This is a genomic window from Azospirillum sp. NS33 (genome assembly GCF_059703765.1).
Genome location: NZ_BAAKJB010000015.1, coordinates 12,450 through 34,236 on the forward strand (window position 1 = coordinate 12,450; position 21,787 = coordinate 34,236).

General features: G+C 79.2%; 2 protein-coding genes. Both read right to left on the reverse strand.

All coding sequences use genetic code 11. The features are described 5' to 3' along the window. Window positions 1-5 precede the first annotated feature (5 nt). Window positions 6-9,323 (reverse strand): SDR family NAD(P)-dependent oxidoreductase, encoded by a 9,318-nt coding sequence (locus AC6H2I_RS14565; protein ID WP_497501380.1) that lies wholly within the window; start codon window positions 9,321-9,323, stop codon window positions 6-8. Beyond that, on the reverse strand, window positions 9,316-21,717 hold the full coding sequence (locus tag AC6H2I_RS14570) for an amino acid adenylation domain-containing protein (RefSeq protein ID WP_497501381.1): 12,402 nt from the start codon (window positions 21,715-21,717) through the stop codon (window positions 9,316-9,318). The genes AC6H2I_RS14565 and AC6H2I_RS14570 overlap by 8 nt, the downstream gene beginning before the upstream one ends. Between the last annotated feature and the right edge of the window lie 70 nt (window positions 21,718-21,787).

Consider the following 21,787-nt stretch of genomic DNA (forward strand, 5'->3'; position numbering starts at 1 on the left):
CTCCCTCATTCCGCGGCCGCGCCGAAGCGGCGGTGCAGTACGGCGGTGACGGCGCCGAACAGCGGGGCCGGCGGGGGCGGCGCCTCCGCCGGGGGCGGCACCTCCCGTGCCGGCGGTGCCGGCTCGGCCGGCCAGCAGCGGCGGCGGGCGAAGGGATAGGTCGGCAGATCGACGATCCGGCCGCCATCGCCGGCGTGGACCGCCGCCCAGTCGTCGAATCCGCCGCCCAGATAGAGACGGCGCAGGGCCTGCCAGGCCGCGGCGTCGCCGGGGTCGCGGCGCAGCGCCGCCAGCACCGGACCGGCGTCCCCGCCGGTGGCGCCGGGCGCCGCCCCGCCGTTGTCCTCCAGCGCCGCGGGGTCGGCGAGCGCGGCCACAAGGCCGGCCCGGTCGCGCACCAGCAGCAGCGCCCGCCACGGGAAGTGGCTGCGCCCGGCGTTGAGGGTGAAGGCGAGGTCGACGATGCCGGCCGGGCCGTCGCGCCCCGCCTCCAGCCAGCGCCGCAGGTCCTCGGCGCGCGCCAGCAGCGCCGCGCGGCTGCGCGCCGACAGGGCGACCGGGTGCAGCGGCCGTGCCGCACCGGGCGCCGCGGCGGCCGGCGGGGATGGCGGCGCCTCCTCGACCACGGCATGGGCGTTGGTGCCGGAGAAGCCGAAGGCGCTGACGGCGGCGCGGCGCGGCGCCCCGGGGCGCGGCTGCCACGGCTGCAGCGCCGTGGCGACGCGGAAGGGGCCGTCCTCCAGGGCCAGCATGGGGTTGAGCCGCCCGACGTGGAGGGTCGGCGGGATCTGGCGGTGGCGCAGCATCAGCAGCACCTTGATCAGCCCGACGATGCCGGCGGCCGGCAGGGTGTGGCCGATGTTGGACTTGACCGAGCCGATGGCGCACGACCCGACCGGCGCGGCGGCGGGGCGGAAGGCGGCGCTCAGCCCCTCGATCTCGATGGGGTCGCCCAGCCGGGTGCCGGTGCCGTGCAGCTCGACGTAGCCCAGGCTGTCCGCGGCGATGCCGGCGCGGGCGTGGACGGCGCGCTCCAGCGCCGCCTGGGCGGCGGCGCTGGGCGCGGTGATGCCGTTGGAGGCGCCGTCCTGGTTGACGCCGCTGGCCCGCAGCACGCCGTGCACCCGGTCGCCGGCGGCCTGGGCGTCGGCCAGCCGCTTCAGCACCACGACCGCCACCGCCTCGCCGGGCACGAAGCCGTCGGCCCGGTCGCCCAGCGCGTGGCACTGGCCGGTCGGCGACAGCATGCCGGCGTCGGAGGCGACACGGTAGAAGGCGGGGGTGGTCATGACGGCGACGCCGCCGGCCAGCGCCAGGTCGATCTCGCCGCGGCGCAGGGCCTCGCAGGCGTGGTGCACCGCGACCAGGGAGGAGGAGCACGCGGTGTCGATGGACAGACACGGGCCCCGCAGGTCGAGGTGGTAGGCGATGCGGGCCGCCATCATGGACGGCGCGGTGCCGGTGAAGCTGCGGGCGTCGTCGGCGCGACCGGCGCTGCGCAACCGCTCGCCGTAGTCGCCCGCCACGGTGCCGGCGTAGACCCCGGTCCGCGTCCCGCGCACCGCGCGGTCGGACAGGCCGGCGTCCTCCAGCGCCCGCCAGCTCTCCTCCAGGAAGAGGCGCTGCTGCGGGTCCATGGCCACCGCCTCGGCCGGCGAGAGGTTGAAGAACAGCGGGTCGAACGCGGCGACGTCGTCGAGGAAGCCGCCGTTGGGGCAGTCGGTGCGGCCGGGCGTGCGCGGCGCCGGGTCGTAGACGGCGGCATGGTCCCAGCGCTCCGGCGGCACCGGCCCGACCCGGCAGCGCCCGGCCGTCAGGTCGTCCCAGAAGGCGTGCACGTCCGCCGCCCCGGGGAAGCGGCCGCTCATGCCGATCACGGCGACGGCGTCCGGGCAGGGGCTGCCGGCCGGCGCCGGTTCCGGCGCGGGAGAATGCGCCGGTTCCGGCGCGGGAGAATGCGCCGGTTCCGGCGCGGGAGAATGCGCCGGTTCCGGCGCGGGAGAATGCGCCGGTTCCGGCGCGGGAGCGGGAGCGGGCTCCGGCGCCAGGCGCACCGCGTGGACCTCGGCGACATGGGCGGCGAGCGCCGCCACGGTGGGGTGGCTGAACAGCGCCGTGGGCTTCAGCTCGATGCCCAGACGGCGGTTGAGCGCGGCCACGAGGTCGACGCCGATCAGGGAATCCGCGCCCATCTCGGCGAAGTTGCGCCGCGGGTCGAGGTCGGCGACGCGCATCTCCAGCGTCTGCGCCGCGGTCTCGCGGATGAGGTCGATCAACCCGCTCTCCCGCGCCGCGACGGCGGGCGGTGACGGGGACAGCGCCGGCAGGGGCGCCGGCTCGGCGCCGCGCCGCAGCCGGCCGCGCAGCAGGGCCGCCGGCCTCGCCACCGGGGCGTCCTTGCGGGCGACGATCACCGTGTGGCGGAACGCCGCCTCGTCGGCGAGGCCGGGCTCGCTGAACAGCTCCACCGCGGCGAAGCCGGCGGCGGCGAGGCGGCGGCGCCACTCCGGCGCGCTCAGCAGCGGGGTGTGGGCGAGGCGCTCGTCCTCGGCGTTCCACCAGCCGTCGAGCAGGCCGAAGGTCAGCGTCACGAAGTCGTGGCGCGCCGTCATCTCGTACAGGATCAGGCTGCCGCCGGGCTTCAGCAGGGCCAGCGCATGGCCCAGCGAGAGGTCGAGCCGGGGGGTGGCGTGGATCACGTTGGCGCCGACCACCACATCGCACGACGCCGCCTCGAAGCCCTGCCGGACCGGGTCGCGGCCGATGTCCAGGGCGCGGAAGCGCACGAAGGGATGGGCGTCGGCGAACCGCTGCTGGCCGTGGCGGGTGAAGCCGACGGAGACGTCGGTGTAGAGGTAGTCCACCGCGCCGCCCCGGCCCGCGAGCCGTGGCAGCAGCCACTGCGCCGTGCCGCCGGTGCCGGCGCCGAACTCCAGCGCGCGGAAGGGGCCGGGCGCCGCGGCGCGCAGGGCGTCCACCGCCGCCGCGACCAGCCCGTTGCAGTAGTCGACCAGGCGGGTCGCCCGGTACATCGGCTCCACCAGCGCCATCGACAGGCCGGGGAACAGCACCTCGGTGGCGGGGCGGCGGTCGGCCAGCACCTCGGCATAGGCGTCCAGGCACACCTCCACCAGCCGCAGGTGCGGGGCGAAGTGCGGCAGCCGGTCCAGGAAGGCGGCGCGCTCCGCCGCCAGCGCCGCGGCGTCCGGCGGCGCCCCGGCGCGCTCCAGCGCGTCGAGCAGGGCGGCGAACTGGCGGCGGTGGCGCGGCGCCAGCCCGAGGGCGGCGGCCGCCTCGCCCGCCGCCGCGCCGGCCGGCAGGCCGTGGTCGGCCCACCAGCGCGCCAGCATGGCCCGAGCGAGGCGGTCGAGGTCGGCGTATTCCTGCCACGCCCCCTCCATGGCGGCCGCGGCCGCCGCCATCTCCCGGCGCACCGCGTCGGCCACCGACCCCGGTCCCGACCCCGATCCCGGTTCCGCGCCCGCCACCACCCCCAGCCGGTCGAGGACATGGGGGGCGGCGTCGATCACCAGGAGCTGCCGCTCCCCCGACGCCAGCGCCCGGTCGAGCGCCGCCAGGCCGGCGGCGGTGGTGAAGGGGACGACGCCCTGGCGCTTCAGCCGCTCCTGGTAGCGCGGGTCGGCGACCCGGCCGACCTCCCCCCACAGGCCCCAATCGATGATGTGGGTGCGCCAGCCGGTCTCGGCGACGAGGCGGCGGGCGAAGGCGTCCTTGTAGAAGCAGCCGGCGACGTAGTTGGCCTGGCCGGCGTTGGCGACGAAGGCGTTGGCCGAGGAGAACACGGCGAACCAGTCCAGCGCCTCGCCGTCCAGGGCGGCGGCGAGGGCCCGGCAGCCCTCGGCCTTGACCGCGTAGGCGGCGGCGAAGGACGCCGCGTCCATCCGCTCCAGCGCCCGGTCCTCCATGACGATGGCGGCGTGGATGGCGCCGTGGATCGCGCCGAAGCGGCGCCGTGCCGCGGCCACGGCGGCGACGAGCGACGCCGCGTCGGTGGCGTCGGCCTGGAGGTAGAGCACCTCCCCGCCGGCGCGCTCGATGGCGGCCAGCGCCGCGGCCCGCGCGCCGTCCGCCGGGCCGCGCCCGATCAGCGCCAGCCGGGCGCGGTGGCGGCGTGCCAGCCGCTCCGCCAGGGCCAGCCCGATGCCCCCGGCGCCCCCCAGGACGAGGTAGCAGCCACCGTCCCGCCACACCGGCGCCGCCGCGGACAGGATGGCCGGCTCCAGCCCGCGCTCGAGGCGCCGGCCGCCACGCCACGCCACCTCGCGCCCCGCCGCCCCGCCGGGATCGTCGAGCAGGCGCGCGGCCTCCTCGGGGCGCTCCAGGTCGACGCAGGCGACCCGCCAGCCCGGGGTTTCGTTGCCGGCCACCCGGGCGACGCCGACGGCGGCCAGGGCGTCGGGGTCGGGCACCTCCCCCGGCGCCGCGTCCCACGCCGCCACGGTCGCCAGCACCAGCCGCAGCGCCGCGACCCCGGCCCGCTTCAGCCCGCCCAGCGCCAGGGCCAGTGCGGCGGCGTCCGGACGCACGGCGATCAGCGTGTCGCACGCCCCCACATCCGCGCCGGCGGTGACGACCGGCAGCCCCCGCGCCGCCAGCGCCGCGGCCACCCGGTCGCCGGGCGCCGCCCAGACCACCACGCGCCCCGCCGCCGGCGCGGCGGCGTCCGGCGCGGCCGGCCGCCACACCGGGCGGTAGAACCACGCGCCGACCGGCGCGTCGTCGCCCTGGGCCGGCGGCGCGGCGACCGCGGCGGCCCGGGCCGCCGCCCCCGCCAACGGGCGCGCCGTCAGCTCGGCGATGCGCGCCACCACCCGGCCGGCGGGGTCGCACCACGCCACCTCGAAGGTCGCCACCGCACCGCCGGGGCTGCCGGACAGGCGCCGCGCCCGGATGGTGCCGGAATCGGGCAGCGGCGGGCCGCCGGCACGCTCCATCCGCTCCGCCGCGAAGGGCAGCAGCGGCGCCGCCGCCGGATCGCGGAACAGGATCAGCGCCGCCGCCTGCAGCCCGGCGTCCAGCAGCGCCCAGTCGCCGGCCCCGACCGGGCGGCGGTAGCGCGCCGCCGCGGCGTCGGCGGTGAGCGCCACCGACTCCACCGCCTGGAAAACCGGCTGGTAAACCAGGCCGAGGGCCGCGAAGCGGGCATAGACGGCCTCCTTCCCCATGGTTTCTCCGGCGGAGAACGCGGGCAGGGAAATCACCGGCTGGACCCGATCGCCCACCGTCCCCCGGGCGTGGACGGTGCCGCCGGAGACAAGCTCGAACCCGCCGTCGGGGCGCAGCACCAGCTCCGCCCGGGCGGCGCCGTCGACCGCCACCAGCGGCCGCAGCCACGTCACGCCGGACACTTCGGCCTCGCCGCCCAAGGCCCGCGCCGCCTCCGCCACCATCTCCAGCACGGCCACCCCGGGCAGGGTCGGCTGCCCCGCCACCACGTGGCCGGCCAGAATCGGGTGGCCGGCCGGCAGGTCCACCCGCCAGCGCGCCTCGGCCGCCAGGGTCGGCACGGCCGGGCCGAGCAGGCCGCCGGAAGCGGCGGCGGGAGCGGCGATCCGCCCGCCCGTGGGGGTGAACCAGCAGCGCTCCCCGGCGAAGGGGTATCCCGGCAGCGGCACCCGGCGGCGGCCGGCGCCGAACGCCGCCACGGCGTCGGCGTCCTCCCCGCCCAGCCACGCCCGGACGAAGCGGCGGGCCGCGCCCGGCGCTGTTCCGGCCCCTGCATCTGCGTCCACCGGCCGACCCGCCGCCACCGTCTCCAGGCCGCGCAGCAGGGCGGCCCCGTCGGCGGCGAGGAAGGCGGCCCGGGCGTCGTGGCGCAGCCGCCCCACCGCCAGCGTCCAGCCCAGATCCCACAGGCCGGCCGGCCCGGACGGCGGCGCGCGGCGCACCCGCTCGGCGAGGCGCGCCGCCAGGGCGGCCAGCCGCTCCGGGTCGCGGGCCGACAGCACGACCGGCACCGCCCCCGCGGGCACGGCGGAAGGCGGAGCGGCCGGGTCCGGCGCCTCGGCGACGATCACGTGGACGTTGGCGCCGCCGGCGCCGAACCCGCTGATGCCGGCGCGCCGCGGCCGTCCGGCGCGGCGCGGCCAGGGCGCGGCCGCGGTCTGCACCCGGAACGGCGTGCGGGCGAGGTCGATGGCGGGATTGGCGGGCTCGGCGTTCAGCGACGGCGCCAGGACGCCGCGGTCCAGTTGCAGCAGCATCTTGGTGAGGGACGCGATGCCGGCCGCGGATTCCAGGTGCCCCAGGTTCGACTTGACCGAGGCCAGGGCGACCGACGGCGCCGCCGCGAGGGCGTCGGCCAGGCCGGCGATCTCGATGGGGTCGCCCAGGGCGGTGCCGGTGCCGTGGCACTCCACCGCCTCGATCGCCGCGGGATCGGTGCCGGCGCGGGCCAGGGCGGCGCGCACGGCGCGGGTCTGGGCGCCCGGGCTCGGCACGGTGTAGCCGGCTGTGCGGCCGTTGGCGTTGACCGCGCTGCCGAGAATCACGCCATAGACATGGTCGCCGTCGGCCCGCGCCCGCGACAGCGGCTTCAGCACCGCCACGCCGACCCCCTCGCCCTGGACGAAGCCGTCGGCCCCGGCGCCGAAGGCGCGGCACTCCGGCCCGCTTGCCAGCATGCCCATGCGGCACAGCTCGACCTGCTGCACCGGATGCAGCACCAGGTTGACGCCGCCGGCCAGCGCCGCCCCGCACTCGCCACGGCGCAGCGCCTCGCAGGCCAGGTGCAGCGCGGTCAAGGAGGCGGAGCAGGCGGTGTCCACCGCCAGCGACGGCCCGGTGAAGTCGCCGTGGTAGGAGACGCGGTTGGCCACCGACCAGTGGTTCGCCTGCAGCACCAGCCCGTCGGCCGAGGCCTCGGGCGCCCACAGCCGGTAGGCCAGGTTCATCACCCCGGCGAACACCCCGACGTCGCCCTCCCCGGCCGCCGCCTTCAGCCCGGCCGGGGTGTAGCCGGCGTCCTCCAGGGCGTGCCAGGCGCATTCCAGGAACAGGCGCTGCTGGGGGTCGAGCATCTTCGCCTCGCGCGGCGTGATGCCGAAGAACAGCGGGTCGAAGCGGTCGGCGCCGGCGATGAAGCCACCCCAGCGGGTGTAGCTGCGCTCCCCGAGCGCGCGCCAGTCCCAGCGCTCCGCCGGCACCTCGGCGATGCCCGAGCGGCCCTCGCGCAGCAGCTCCCAGAACGCCTCGACGTCGACGGCCCCGGGGTAGCGTCCGGCCAGACCGACCACGGCGATCGGCTCGGCCGCCGCCACGCCGGTGGGAACCGCCCGGACCGTCCCGGCCACCGCCGGGGCGGTGACCGGGGACTCCGCGGGAGACGGGCCGGCGAGATGGCCGGCGAGATGGCCGGCCAGGCGGCGCAGCGTGTTGTGCTCGAACAGGACCGAGGAGCGCAGCCCGGGGTGGCGCGCCGTCAGGCGGTCGGCGATCGCCACCACCAGCAGGGAGTCGACGCCGTAGGCGTCATAGGTGGCGTCGGGGTCGAGGGCGGCGGGGTCGGCCTTCAGCTCCTCGGCGAACACCCGGGTCAGCCAGTCCAGCGGGTCGGCGGAAGCGGCGGCGGCGGGAGCGGCGGGAGCGGCGGCGGCGGGCGGCGGGGCCGCCGCCTCGTCCTGCCACGACCAGTGGACGGTGCGGGCGAAGGGATAGGTGGGCAGCGGCACCCGCCCGGCCCCCTCGGGCACCGGCCACGCCACGTCCGCGCCGTCCAGCCAGCGCCGGGCGTGCGCGTCCTCGGCCCGGTCGGCGCCGCTTTCCAGCGCCGCCGCCGCCTCCGCCACGCTGGCCGCGGCGACGGCGCCACGCACCGGATGGGGCGCCCGGCCGGCCCGCAGGGTCAGCGCCACGTCGGCGAGGGACAGCGCGGGGTGGGCCCGCAGATGGGCGGCGAGGTCGGAGCGCCGCCGCGCCAGGGCCTCGGGCGTCCTGGCGCTGAGGGGCAGCACCAGCGGCCCGGCGGCCGGCGGCCCGGCCGGGCGGGGCGGCGCCTGCTCCAGCACCATGTGCACGTTGGTGCCGCCGAAGCCGAAGGAGCTGACGGCGGCGCGCCGCGTCCCCGCCACCGGCCACGGCGCGGCCTCCCGCGGGACGTGGAACGGGCTGGCGGCGAGGTCGATGTCCGGGTTGGCGGCGGCGAAGTTGGGGCTGGGCGGCACCGTGCCGTGGTGCAGCGCCAGCACCGCCTTGACCAGGCCGGCCACGCCGCTGGCGGTGTTGAGATGGCCGATCGTCCCCTTGACCGAGCCCAGCGCGCACCAGCCGCGGCCGTGCGGCGCCTGGGCCCGCCACGCCCGGGTCAGCGCCCGCACCTCGATGGGGTCGCCCAGCGCCGTGCCAGTGCCGTGGCCCTCCACATAGCCGATGGTGGCGGGGTCGACGCCGGCCACCGCCAGCGCCTCGCCCACCGCCCGCGCCTGGCCGCGGACCGAGGGGGCGAGGTAGTCGGCCTTGGCCGCGCCGTCGTTGTTCATGGCGCTGCCGCGGATCACCGCCCACACGGTGTCGCGGTCGGCCAGCGCCCGGGCCAGCGGCTTCAGCACCACCACGGCGCAGCCGTTGCCCGGCACCGCCCCGGCGGCGGCGGCGTCGAAGGGGCGGCACACCCCGTCCTCGGCCAGCATCAGCCCCGGCGCCCAGCGGTAGGCGCCCTGCGGCAGGGTGAGCGAGCAGCCGCCGGCGATGGCGAGGTCGCACTGGCCGCCCAGCAGCGCCTCCGCCGCGCTGTGGACGGCGGCCAGCGAGCTGGAGCAGGCGGCCTGCACCATCACCGCCGGGCCGGTCAGGTCGAGTTTGTAGGCGATGCGGGTGGCCGCGTAGTCCTTGTCGGTCGAGGTCAGGTCGAAGAAGGCATGGGCGGTCCCCGCGCCGGCGGCGGCCGGGCGATAGGTGCTGCCGGTCAAGGCCAGGTAGGCACCGATGCTGTCGCCGCCGGCCTCCGACGGGTAGCCGGCGTGCTCCAGCGCCGCGTGGGCGGTTTCCAGCAGCACCCGCTGCTGCGGGTCGAGCCGCTCGGCCCGCGCCGCGGGATAGCCGAAGAAGGCCGCGTCGAACAGCTCCACCCCGTCCAGCACCCCGAAGGCGCGGACCAGCGCCGGGTCGCCCAGCGCGGCGGCCGGAAGGCCGGCGGCGCGCAACGCGGCGTCGCCCGGGCGGCGGATCGCCGTGCCGCCCTCCACCACCAGGCGCCAGTAGGCGTCGAGGTCGGGGGCGCCGGGCAGGCGCACGGCCATGCCGACGATGGCGACGGCGTCGCCCATCGGGGTGGCGCCCGCGGGGTGGAGGCGGTCGTCAGGCATGGGCGTCCTCCCGGGTGCGGGCGCGGAACTGGCGGCGCAGGTCGCGACGGTGGGCCGCCGGGAGCGGCGGCTCGGGCGGGGCGGCGGATGGGGCGGTGGCGGATGGGGCGGTGGCGGATGGGGCGGGGGCCGGGGCCGCGCCGGGGGCGGCGCCGAGATGGCGGGCCAGGGCGTCGACCGTGGGGTGCTCGAACAGGTCGGTGACCGAGCAGGCCAGACCCAGCTCCGCCGCGACGCGCCGGGCCGTCCGCACCGCCACCAGGGAATCGGCGCCGAGGTCGAACAGGTTGGTGCGGCGGTCCACGGCGGCCGTCCCCAGCTCCGCGCCGAGGATCGCGGCGAGCCGCGCCGCGACGTCGGTCACCGGCGCCGCCACCGGCGCCGTCATCGGGGACGCCACAGGGGACGCCAGGGTGGGCGGGGACGGGGACGGCGCCGCGACGCGGCCGGCGGCCAGGGCGGCGCGGTCGACCTTGCTGTTGGCGGTCAGCGGGAAGGCGTCGAGCACGGTCACCGCCGCCGGGACCATGTAGCCGGGCAGCGTGTCCTTGAGGGCGGCGCGCAGCGCCTCCGGATCGGCCACCGCGCCGGGCGGGGCGGTGACGAAGGCCACCAGCCGGCGCCGGGCGCGGCCGTCCGCGCCCTCCCCGTCCTGGCCCACGGCGATCGCCTCGGCCACCCCGGGCAGGCGGCGCAGCGCCGCCTCGACCTCGCCCAGCTCGACGCGGTGGCCGCCGATCTTCACCTGCCCGTCCTGGCGGCCGAGGAACTCGATCACCCCGTCGGGCCGGCAGCGGCCGCGGTCGCCGGTGCGGTAGAGCCGCTCCCCCGTGCGGGGGTGACGGACGAAGCTGGCATCGGTGCGCCCGGGATCGCGCCAGTAGCCGCGGGCCAGGCCAACACCGCCGATGCAGAGGTCACCGGCCACCAGATCCGGGACCGGCTCCAGGCCGTCGTCCAGGACGTGGACGGTCTGGTTGCGCATGGGCGTGCCGTAGGGGACGCTGGTCCAGTCCGGCTCGACCCGCTCCACCGGGTACAGGATCGACCAGATCGACGCCTCGGTCGCCCCGCCCAGGCTGACCAGCCGGGCCCGCGGCGCCGCGGCGGCAAGGCGGCCGGGCAGGCTCAGCGGGATCCAATCGCCCGACAGCATGACCAGGCGCAGCGGGTCGAGGGTGCCCGGCGGGTGGTCCGCCTCCAGCAGCAGGCCGAGGAAGCCGGGGACCGAATTCCACACGCTGACCCGGTGCTCGCGCACCAGGCGGCCGAGATGGGCGGGGTCGGCCAGCGAGCGCGGGTCGGGCAGCACCAGGGCGGCGCCGGCCGCCAGCGTCCCGAAGACGTCCCACACCGACAGGTCGAAGCTGAGCGACGACAGGCCCAGCACGCGGTCGCCGGGCCCCAGGGCGAAGCGCTCGTTGACGTCGATCACCGTGTTGAGGGCGCCGCGGTGGTCGATCATCACGCCCTTGGGCTCGCCCGTCGAGCCGGAGGTGAAGATGACGTAGGCGAGGTCGGTCTGCGCCGCCCCGCCGCCCGCTTCGCCGTGTTCCGGCGCGGCGTCCGGCGCGGCGCCCGGCGGGGGCTCGACCGCGCCGTCGACGGCGATCACGCGCACGCTGTCGGGCCAGGCCACGGCCGCCGGGCCCGCGGTGACCACGGTGGTCGCCTCGCCCCGCTCCAGCAGGTGCAGCAGGCGCCGCGGCGGCAGGGCGGGGTCGAGCGGCAGGTAGGCGCCACCGGCCATCAGCACCCCCAGCACCCCGACCACCTGCGGCCAGCCCTTGGGGCAGGCGACGGCGACCAGGCGGTCCGGCGCCTGCGGGCCGATGCGGCGGGCAAGCGCCGCGGCGCGGGCGTGCAGCTCGCCATAGGTGAGGGTGCGATCCGCGGCGATCACCGCCACCGCGTCGGGCGTCGCCCGCGCCTGGCGCAGGAACGGCTCGTGCAGCCGGCCCTCCGGCAGCGGGCCGGTGGTGGCGTTGCGGGCCGCCCGCCGCGCCGCCTGCGCCTCGGCCAGGAGCTGGCCGAGCGGCCGCTGCCACGGCGCGGGCCCGGCCGCCAGCTGGCCCACCAGCCCGGCCCAGGCGGCGAACATGGCGGCGATCAGGCCGGGCGGGAACAGGGCATCCACCGCGTCCCAGGTCAGCAGCAGCCGGCCCTCGTCCTCCTGCACCTGGCAATCCAGCCACACCTGCGGCGTGCGCGTCGCCCCCCAGCCGAGGCGGCCGAGCCCGGTGACCGGGTCCCCGCCCGGACCGGTGCCGGTGCCGTGGCCGTGGCCGTGGCCGGCCGTGCCGAAGCCCAGCATGCTGGTGAAGACCACCGGCATCAGGGCACGCCGCCCCTCGCGGGCCATCCGGCGCAGCACCCGCACGCCGGACACCGCGCGGTGGTCGAGCGCCTCCGCCAGGTCCTCGGCGACCCGCCGCGCCCGTCCGGCGAAGGGCAGCGGCGCGGCGAGGTCGAGGCCCAGCAGCAGGGTCGAGGTGAAGTCGCCGACCACGCCGGCCAGGTCAGGGTGCAGCGGCGGCCGGTCGGCCACCGTCAGGTTCAGGGTGAATCGCGGCGAGCGGGCCCAGTGCCCGAGCGTCTCGGCGAAGGCCGCCAGCAGGGCCGCCACCGGCGTCACCCCGGCCCGGCCCGCGGCGTCGCGCAGGGCCTGCCACGCCGCCGGCTCCAGCACGGCGCGGTGGCGCACGCTCACCGCCCCGGTCACCGCCTCCGGCGGCTTCTCCTCCGGCAGCGCCGGCGCCGGCGGCAGGGCGGCGGCGCGGGCCGCCCACCACGCCGCGTCGGCGCGCTGCGCGGCGTCCTCCTCCTGGGCGGCGCGGTGCAGCACCCAGTCGCGGAAGCCGAGCGCCGGCACCGGCAGCGGGGTGGCGGGGTCGTCGTAGAGGGCACCCCACTGGCGCAGCAGCAGGTGCAGGCTCTGCACGTCGACCACCAGCAGGTCGATGGCCAGCAGCAGCCGCATGCCATCCGGTTCCAGCGCCACCGCCAGGGCGAACAGCGGCCCGCTGGCGGGATCGAAGCCCTGGCCGGCCATGGTCCGGCGCAGGGCGGCCAGATGCGCGCCGCGGGCGGCGGGGTCGAGGCCGCGCCAGTCGTGGCGGGCCAGGGCGAAGGGCGGCGCCTCGGGCAGGGTGCGCTGGGTGGCGTCGGGCAGGAACACCGTGCGCAGCATGCCGTGGCCGGCGACGAGGCGGCGCCACGCGCCCTCCAGCCGGTCGAGGTCCCAGCCGCCGGGGCGCTCGAACTCCCAGCACACCTGGCAGCCATGGCCGCCCAGCGCCACGCCGCCGCCGCGCCCGACCCAGTAGGCGAGCTGCAGATCGGTCAGCGGGAACGGCTCGTGCCGCCCGGCCGGATCGGCGACCAGCACGGGGAGCGCGGCGGGCGCCGGGCCGGCGGCGTGGCGGTCGACGGCGTCCTCCAGGGCGGCCAGGGTGGCCGCCCCGACCAGGGCCGACGCCGGCACGGCGATCCCGGAGTCGCGGCGCAGCCGGTGGTGCAACTCCAGCGCCATCAGGGAATCCAGCGCCGGGCGCAGCGGCGCGTCGGCCGCGCCGAGGGCGGCCGGCGCCACCCCCAGCACCGCCGCGACGGCGCGACGCAACGGCGTGTCGGCCCCCTCGGCCGCCCCTGGGGACGCGCCCTGCGCGGCGCGGGCGAAGGGGTAGCCGGGGACGAAGGGAATGGCCAGCGCGCCGGCGGTGCGCACCGCCCCGACGTCGTGGCCGGCGACGAACAGCTCGGCCAGCGCCAGCCGCCGATCCGGCGCGGCGCCGCCGGCCGCCGCCTCGCCGGCCACGGCATCCGCCAGCGCAGCGGCCAGGGCGGCGAACACCCCGCCGTCCGCCGCCGCCCGGCCCAGCCGGTGGGTCGGGCCGGTGGCCTGGCCGGCCAGGGCGGCGTCGAGGGCGGCCAGCAGCGCGTCGGCGTCGCCGACCACGGCGGCGAAGCGCCAGGGCATGCCGGCGTGGCCGCGCTCCAGGGCGCGGGCCACGTCGGCGGGGTGGGGCCGGTCGGTGGCGACCCGGTCGCGCAGCGCCGCCATGCGACGGTCCAGGGCGGCGCGGTCGCGGGCCGACAGGCGGACCAGCGCCGCCACCCCGGCGGCCGGCCGGGCGGCGCGCGGCGGCGCCTCGGCCACCACCGCGGCGCCAAGCCCGCCATTGACCGCGTAGGCGTTGACCAGGGCGCGGCGTGGCCCACCGGCCGGGCGCGGCCAGGGCCGGGCGTGCTCGACCACCGCCAGCGGCGCGCCCTCCAGCTCCGCCGCCGGCGCCCGGCCGGCGGCGCCGGCCACCGGAAACAGCACCCCCGCCGCCATTTGCAGGGCGGCGCGCAGCACGCCCACCAGGCCGGCGGCGGCCACGGTGTGGCCAAGCACCGGCTTGGCGGTGCCCAGCGGCAGCGGCGCCGGCGCGCCGGCGAACACCGCGGCCAGCGCCCGGAGCTCGGCGCCGTCGCCGGCCGGGGTGCCGACGCCGTGCGCCTCGACGCAGCCGATGCCCGCGGCGTCAACCCCGGCCTCGGCCAGCACCCGGCCGTGCAGCCGCGCCTGAGCCGGGGCGCTGGGGGCGCTGAAGCCGTTGCTGGCGCCGTCCTGGCCGGTCGCCACCGCCTCCACGACGGCGTGGACGCGGTCGCCGTCGGCCAGCGCCGCGGCCAGCGGCTTCAACACCAGGGCAACCGCCGCCTCGCCCAGCACCAGCCCGTCGGCGTCGGCGGCGAAGGGGTGGCAGGCACCGCTCGGCGACGACAGCCCGGCCTCGGCCGCCTGCACCGCCAGCTGCGGCGTCGCGAAGACGCTGGCGGCGGCGACCACGGCGGTGCGGCAGGCGCCGCGGCGCAGGCTGGCGCAGGCGACGTCGAGGGCCGCCAGCCCGGCGGCGCAGCCGCTGTCCACCACCAGGGCCGGGCCGCCGAGGTCGAAGGCGTAGGCGAGCCGGGCCGCCAGCGTCGAGGGCAGCTGCGCCGCCAGCGATTGCGGGTCGGCCGGGGTGGCGGCCAGCGCCAGCTTCACCGCATGGTCGCCCGCCCCGGCGGCGACGAACACCCCGGTCTCCTCGCCGCCGCCGCCCTCGTTGGGGAAGCCGGCGTCGGCCAGGGCGTTCCACACCTCCTCCAGCAGCAGGCGCTGCTGCGGGTCCATCTGCGCCGCCTCGCGCGGGGCAACCCCGAAGAAGGCGGCGTCGAAGCCCTCCACATCGTCGAGGAACCCTCCGGTTACCGGGCGGGGCGGACCGAACGCCCGCCACAGCCCGGCGCTCCACCGCCCCTCGGGCACCGGGCCCAGGGCGCTCGTCCCGGCGCGCAGCCGGACGGCCAGCGCGGGCACGTCGGCGGCGCCCGGGAAACGCCCGGCCAGCCCGACGATGGCGATCGGACCGGGGCCGGCATCGCGGCGGGCGTCGGCCCGGGATGATGGCTCCACCACGCCCCCCGCCACCGCAACCGCAACCACCCCCGCGGGGGGCGGGTCGGCCGGCGGCGCGGCGGCGGGGTCCACCACCACCACCACCTTGCCGACGTGGCGGGCGCGGGCGAGGTGGCGGAGCGCGTCGGCGGCGTGGGTGAAGGCGAAGGCGGTGACCGGCAGGGCCGGGATCTCCCCCGCGGCGATGCGGGCGGCGACGGTGCGCCACAGGGCGCCGGCCTCGGCCGGCCGCTCGTGGATCGGCCGCAGCAGGTCGAAGGGCAGGTAGGCGACGCCGGGACAGCGGCGCGCCACCTCGGCCGGGTCGCGCGGGTCGGTCTTGCCCATCTCCACGAAGCGGCCGCCCGGCCCCAGCAGCGCCAGCCCGGCGTCGACATGGGCGCCGGCCAGGCTGTTCAGCACCACGTCGACGCCGCGCCCGCCGCCGGCCCGGCGTAGCGCCTCGGCCCAGTCGCCGGCGCGGGAATCGGCGACCGCGGCGACCCCCAGCGCCTGCAGGTGCCGGCGCTTCTCCGGGGTTCCGGCGGTGGCCAGGACCGCCGCCCCGGCGGCCCGCGCCACCGCCAGGGCGGCCAGGCCGACGCCGCCGGTGGCGGTGTGGACCAGCACCCGTTCCCCCGGTTTCACCCGGGCCAGCTCGACCAGGGCGTGGTGCGCCGTCATGGCGGCGATGGGCAGGCCGGCGGCCGCGGCGGCGCCGAGGTCCGGGGGCCGTGGCGCCAGCAGCGCCTCGGGCAGCACCACGCGCTCGGCCAGGGCGCCGCCGGGCACCGGTCCGTAGACCGCGTCGCCGGGCCGCACCGTGGTCACGCCGGGGCCGACGGCGGTGACCGTCCCGGCCATTTCCAGCCCGGCCGGCAGGTCGAGACCGCCGGGGATCAGCCCCAGGGTGTCCATGACGTCGCGGAAGTTCAGCCCGGCCGCCACCACCCGCACCGCCACCATCCCGGCGCCCGGCGGCGGCACCGCCACCGACCGCAGGGCCAGCCCGTCCAGGGTGCCGCGCGCCACCGTCTCCCACCGCCGCGCCGCCGCCGGCGGGGCCACCGGCGGGGCCGGCAGCGGGGCCGGGGAAACCGCGGGCCCGGCCGGTCCCGCGAGGTGGCGGGCGAGCCTGGCCGGGGTGGGATGGTCGTTGAACAGGCCGGGGGCCACCGGCCGGTCGAGCACCCGGCGCAGGCGCATCGCCAGTTCCGCCGCGACGATGGAATCGACGCCCAGGTCGGCGAGGCGGGCGTCGGCCGCAACCTCCGCCACGGCGCAGTGCAGGGTCGCCGCCACCGCGGTGCGGATGGTGTCGAGCAACGCCGCCGCCGGCGGCCCGCCAGCGGGTGCGGGTGCCGGTGCGGGTGCCGGTGCCGATGCTGAGGCGGGTGCTGGCCCGCCGCCGAGATGGCGGGCCAGCCGCGCCACCGTGGGGTGGTCGGCCACCGCGGCGGCCGTGACCGGGCAGCCCAGGGCGCGCGCGAGGCGGGCGGCGACGTCGGCGGTGAGCAGGGAATCCAGGCCGTAGTCGGCGAACGGCCGCGCCGGGTCGATCTCGCCCTCGGGCAGATCCAGGGTGGCGGCCAGGGCACGGCGCACCGCCTCCGCCACCCCGGCGTCCGGCGGGCCGGCCGGCGGGCTGACCGGAGCCGGCGTGGAGGGAGCGGGTGGCGCGGCGGCGGACGCAACGGGCGCGGGCGCCGTCGCCACGGCCTGGGCGGCGGCCCGGCGGGCGACGATGACGGCCTGGGGGATGGTGCCGTCGGCACCGCGCGGGCCGGCCACGGCCACCCGGTCGAAGCCGCCGGCGGCCAGGGCGCGGCACCAGCCCGCGGGGTCGAGCAGCGGCCCGGCGGCGGCGGCGCGGGCCTCGCCGTCCTCGGCCAGCCACCAGCCGTCGAGCAGGCCGAAGGTCAGGGTCAGCAGGTCGCGGGGCCGCACCAGCTCGTTCAGCACCAGGGCGCCGCCCGGCTCCAGCCGGGCCGCCACGTGGGCGAGGGTGCGGGCGATCCGCGCGGTGGCGTGCAGCACGTTGGCGGCCACGGCGATGTCGAAGGCGCCAAGCCCCTGCGAGGTGGCCGGCCCGGCCTCCAGGTCGAGGCGGGCGAAGCGCATGGCGAGCGGGGCGTCGGCAAAGCGCCGCCGGCCGTGGGCGAGGAAGGCGACGGACACGTCGGTGTAGCAGTAGTCCACCGCCACCCCGGCCGTGGCCAGGGCGTCGACCACCGCCGCCGTGGTGGCCCCGGTGCCCGCCCCGAGCTCCAGCACCCGCACCGGCGCGGCACCCCGCGCCGCCACGGCGCGGGCAAGGCGGGCGACGGCGGCGCCGGTCTGGCGGCTCGACAGGTCGGCCAGCGGATGGCCGGCGTAGAATCCGCCGACCAGCTCCATGCTGCCGCCCGGGAACAGCACCTCGGTGGCCGGCAGCTCGCCCGACACCACCGCGGGCCAGCGCGGCGCGCAGCGCTCCACCAGCGCCACCACGCCGGCCAGCGCGGGGTGGTCGCGGTGCAGGGCCGCGGCCAGGCGGTCGGCCTCCACGGCGGCCGAGAAACCGGCGGGAAGCGGCCCGTCCAGGCCCTGCCGGGCGAGCAGGACCGCCGCTGCCGCCACCAGCCGGGCGTGGCGCGGCAACGGCCGCACCGCGGCCAGGCCACCCTCGCCCAAGCCGGCGCGCAGGCGCAGCGCCGCCAAGCGGTCGAGATCGTCCCAGCCGGCCAGGGCGGGCGCCGCCGCGTCCCCCGCCGCGCCGGCGTGCAGCGCGTCCTCCAGCGCCGTCCAGGGATCGGCCGGCGCGGCGCCCGCCGGGGCGCGGTCCGCGGGCGGCGCGGTGGCAGCGCGGAACTCCGGGGTGACGCGGGCCGCCACCAGCGGCGTCGGCCCCGGGCCGCTGGCCAGCACGGCATCGAGCAGGGCACAGCCATCGGCGTCGGAAAGGGCGGGAAAGCCCAGGCGCAACAGGCGGCGGCGGGGCGCCTCGCCGACCACCGCGCCGCTTTCCCCCCAATACCCCCACTGCACCGCCCGCGCCGGAACACCCCGGCCGGCCAGCCAGGCGCACAGCGCCTCCTGCCCGGCGCAGGCGGCCAGGTAGTTGGCCTGGCCGGCGTTGCCGCGCAGGGTCAGCACCGAGGAAAAGGCCAGGAAGGCGCGCAGCGGGCGCCCGGCCACCGCGTCCGCCAGGGCCAGCGTGCCGGCGAGCTTCGGCGCCAGCGCCCGCTCCAGCGCCGCGTCGTCGAGGTCGCCAAGCGCCCGGTCGTCCAGCACCATGGCGGCGTTGGCCACCGCGTCGAGGCGGCCGAAGCGCCGCTCCGCGGCGGCCACGGCGGCCCGGGCGGCGGCCGGATCGGCCACGTCGCCGGCGACGTAGAGCACCCGCTCCGGGGCGCCGAGGCCGGCCAGCCCGGCCGCCACCGCCGCCGCGTCGCGGCGGCCGAGCAGGACGAGGCGGGCGCCGTGGCGGTGCAGCAGATGGCGGGCGACGGTCCGCCCGACCCCGCCCAGCCCGCCGGCGATCAGCCACACCGCCCCGTCGTCCAGACCGGCGGCGCCCGGCACCCCGCCGGGCACCCCGTCGAGGGCGCGGGCGAACAGCCGGCCGCCGCGCACCGCCAGCTCGCCCAGCGGCGCCGGGGCGCGGGCGAACAGGGCGTCCACGGCGTCGTCGCCGGGGTCCGACGGCAGGGTCACCAGGGCGACGTCGAGCAGGGGCGCCTCGCGCGCCGCCGCCTTGGCCATGCCGGTCGCCGGGGCGGCCAGCGGCGCGTCGCCGTCGGGCAGCGCCACCACCAGGCGCCGCGCCGTGCCGGCCGCGGCGAGACGGCGCAGCAGGGCGAGCAGCGGCCGGTAGAGGGTCTCTCCGGCGGCGCGCAGGGCGTCGGGCGTCGGCACGACGCCGGCCAGGGCGAGGGGCCACAGCACCACCACCGTGTCGGCGTCGCCGATCACGGCGTCGATGGCGGCGCCGCAGCGGGCGCTGTCCACGACCGCGCCGCGCCGCGCCGCCAGCCGCGCCGCCAGCCGCATCGCGACCGGGCCGTCGTCGGCGAGCACGAGCAGGCGGCCGGCCGGGTGCTCGCCGGCGGCGGCGACCGGGCACCAGCGTGGCCCCAGCAGGGGCGGCGCCAGCGGGGGCGGGGGCGGGGCCGGGTCGGCGGGGGCGGCCGCGGCGGCCGGGGGCGCGTCGATCCAGTGGCGCACCCGGTCGAACACGGTGTGCGGCAGGTCGGCCACCGCGAAGGGGCGGGCCAGCGGCGACCAGTCGATGGCGACACCGGCCAGCCACAGCGCGCCCAGCACCGCGGTCAGGGCGCGCTGCGGGTCGCCCTCCGCCAGCTCCACGGTCTCCGGCGCCGGGGACAGCACGCCGATGCGGCCGAGGTCGACGGCGAGGTCGGCCTCCACCCGCACCGGCTTGCGCGGCCGGCCGGGGCGGCCGCCGCCGCCGAAATCCCAGGCCGCCGCCGCGGCGGCACGGGACCGGGCGTCGAGAAGGGGGAACGCCCGCGGGTCGGGAATCCGCCACCAGCCGCGCGCCGCGGCGACCGTGTCGGCCAGGGCGGCGTCCGCCGGAGCGGCGCCGGCCCCGGCGCCGGTCAGCCACGCCCGGGCGAGCGGCGGTTCCAGCAGGCCGGTGGCGGCCAGCGCCACCGCCTCGCTCCAGGCCGGGCCCAGCGCCGGCGCCGGCACCGCGAGCGCCCATTTGGCGCACACCCGGGCCCGCGCCACCGCCACCGCGAAGGCCAGGCCCGGCGCCGCGTCGCCGGCCGTTCCGGTGGTGTCGAGGGCCGCGCCATCGGCCCCGAACGGGGCGAGAAACCCAAGGAAGGTGTGGTTCCCGGCGGCAAGGTCGCGGCCCTGCGCCATCAGCTCCGCGACCGGAAGCGATTCCGCCGCGCAGGCGGCCCGCAGCGCGGCGAGGTAGCCGGCGTCGAGCGACCAGGGCGGCACCACGGCGTCGCGGGCCGGATCGAACACCGGCAGCGCCGGCCGCGCCGCCACCAGGCCGTCCACCGCCCCCTCCCCCGACGCGCGCACCGCGTCGGCGGGCGTCAGGACACCGGCCAGCGCCAGGGCGACCCAGCGGCCGACCCCCTCGCCGTAGAGCAGGTCGGGGGCGAGCCCGTGGTCCAGCAGGACCGCCGCCAGCGCGTGCAGACGGGCGAAGGCGGCCATCCGCGGCGAGCTGCGGACGCGGCCGCGGCGCAGCGCCGCGCGGACCGCGTCGTGGCGCGCCGCCAGGGCCGGCACGGCCGCGCACAGGCCGGCGAATCCGGCCTCGTCCATGGGCAGGTCGGCGCCCAGCCGCAGGACGCAGGCCGGCGGCTCGGCCGGGACGCGGCGCGGCGGCGGACCGCCGGCGGCGAACAGGGCGCGCACGTCGTCGTGCCGCTCCACCACCGCGAACGCCCGGACGGGCAAGGCGGCGCGGCCCTGCATCAGGGTCTGGGTCACGTCGCCCAGCGGCTGGCGGCGGAACCCCTCGTCCTCCACCAGCGCCGCCCAGCGGCCGCGCAGCCCGGCGAAACCAGGCTCGCCCGCCGCCGACAGCAGGAAGGGCATGGCGCCGTCCGGCAGGGCGGCGGAGGCGGCGCGGGGGCGCGGCGGCGCCTCCTCCAGGATGGCGTGGGCGTTGGCGCCGCCGAAGCCCAGCGAGGACACGCCGGCGCGCCGCCGCCGCCCGCTCCACGGCTCGGCCGCGCGGACCGGGCGGAACAGGCCGGCGGCGAACCCCAGCAGCGGATTTTCCCGCTCCAGATTGAGGGTCGGGGCGAGGGTGCCGTGCCGCATCATCAGCAGCACCTTGACCACGCCGGCCAGGCCCGCGGCCGATTCCAGATGGCCGATGTTGGTCTTGACCGAGCCGATCCGGCACGGCCCGGGCGCCGCGCCCGCGGCGCTTCCGGGCGGGGCCTTTCCGGGCGGGGTCTCTCCGGACGGGGCGAAGGCGCGGCGCAGCCCCTCCACCTCGATGGGGTCGCCCAGCGCCGTCCCGGTGCCGTGCGCCTCGACGTAGGACACGCTGGAGAGCGGCACGCCGGCCTCGGCGGCGGCGGCGGCGATCACCGCGGCCTGCGCGTCGGCCGCCGGCGCGGTCACCGTCTGCGACGGCCCGACATGGTTGAGCGCGGTGCCGAGCAGCAGGCCATGGATGCGGTTGCCGGCGCGCTCGGCGTCGGCGAGGCGCCGCAGGATCAGCACCACCGCGCCTTCGCCGGGAACATAGCCGTCGGCGGCGCGGTCGAAGGTCCGGCAGGCGCCGGTCGGGCTGAACATGCGGGCGTGGGCGAAGGCGGCGGCCCGCCAGGGAGCGAGGACGAGGTTCACGGCCCCCACCACCGCGGTGTCGCACTCGCCCGTCAGCAAGGCGCGCCGGGCGAGGTGCAGCGCCGCCAGTGACGACGCGCAGGCGGCGTCCACCGTGACGCTGGGCCCGCGCCAGCCGAAACTGTGGGAGATCCGGTTGGCGAGCAGGGCGCCGAAGGTGCCGAGGGCGGCGTGGCCGTCGGCCGCCGCGCCGTCGGCCGCCACCCGCTGCTGGTAGTCCAGCGCCATGACGCCGACGTGGACCGAGGTGAGGCCGCGCGCCAGGGAGGCGGCGGTCATCCCGGCCTCCTCCAGGGCCAGCCAGGTCTGCTCCAGCAGCAGGCGCTGCTGCGGGTCGAGGCTGCGGGCCTCGCGTGCCGACATCCCGAAGAAGCGGTGATCGAAACCCTCGACCGCGTCGAGGAAGCCGCCGCGGGGCAGCAGGGAGGCCGGCGAACCCGGGGTTTCGTCGGCGGCGGCGGCGTCGGCGTCGGCGGCGGCGGCGCGCCGCTCGCTCGAGCGCTCGTCCCAGCGCCCGCGCGGCCGGTCGCGCAGCCCCGAGCGCCCGTCGCGCAGGAGGTCCCAGAACGCGGCGCTGTCGTCGGCGCCGGGCAGGCGGCACGACAGTCCGACGATGGCCAGCCGCTCTCCCACGGCGCACTCCCCATGCGACTTTCGCTTGGCACGCGAAGGGTAGAAGAGGCAATTCGACGGGCGCAACCCT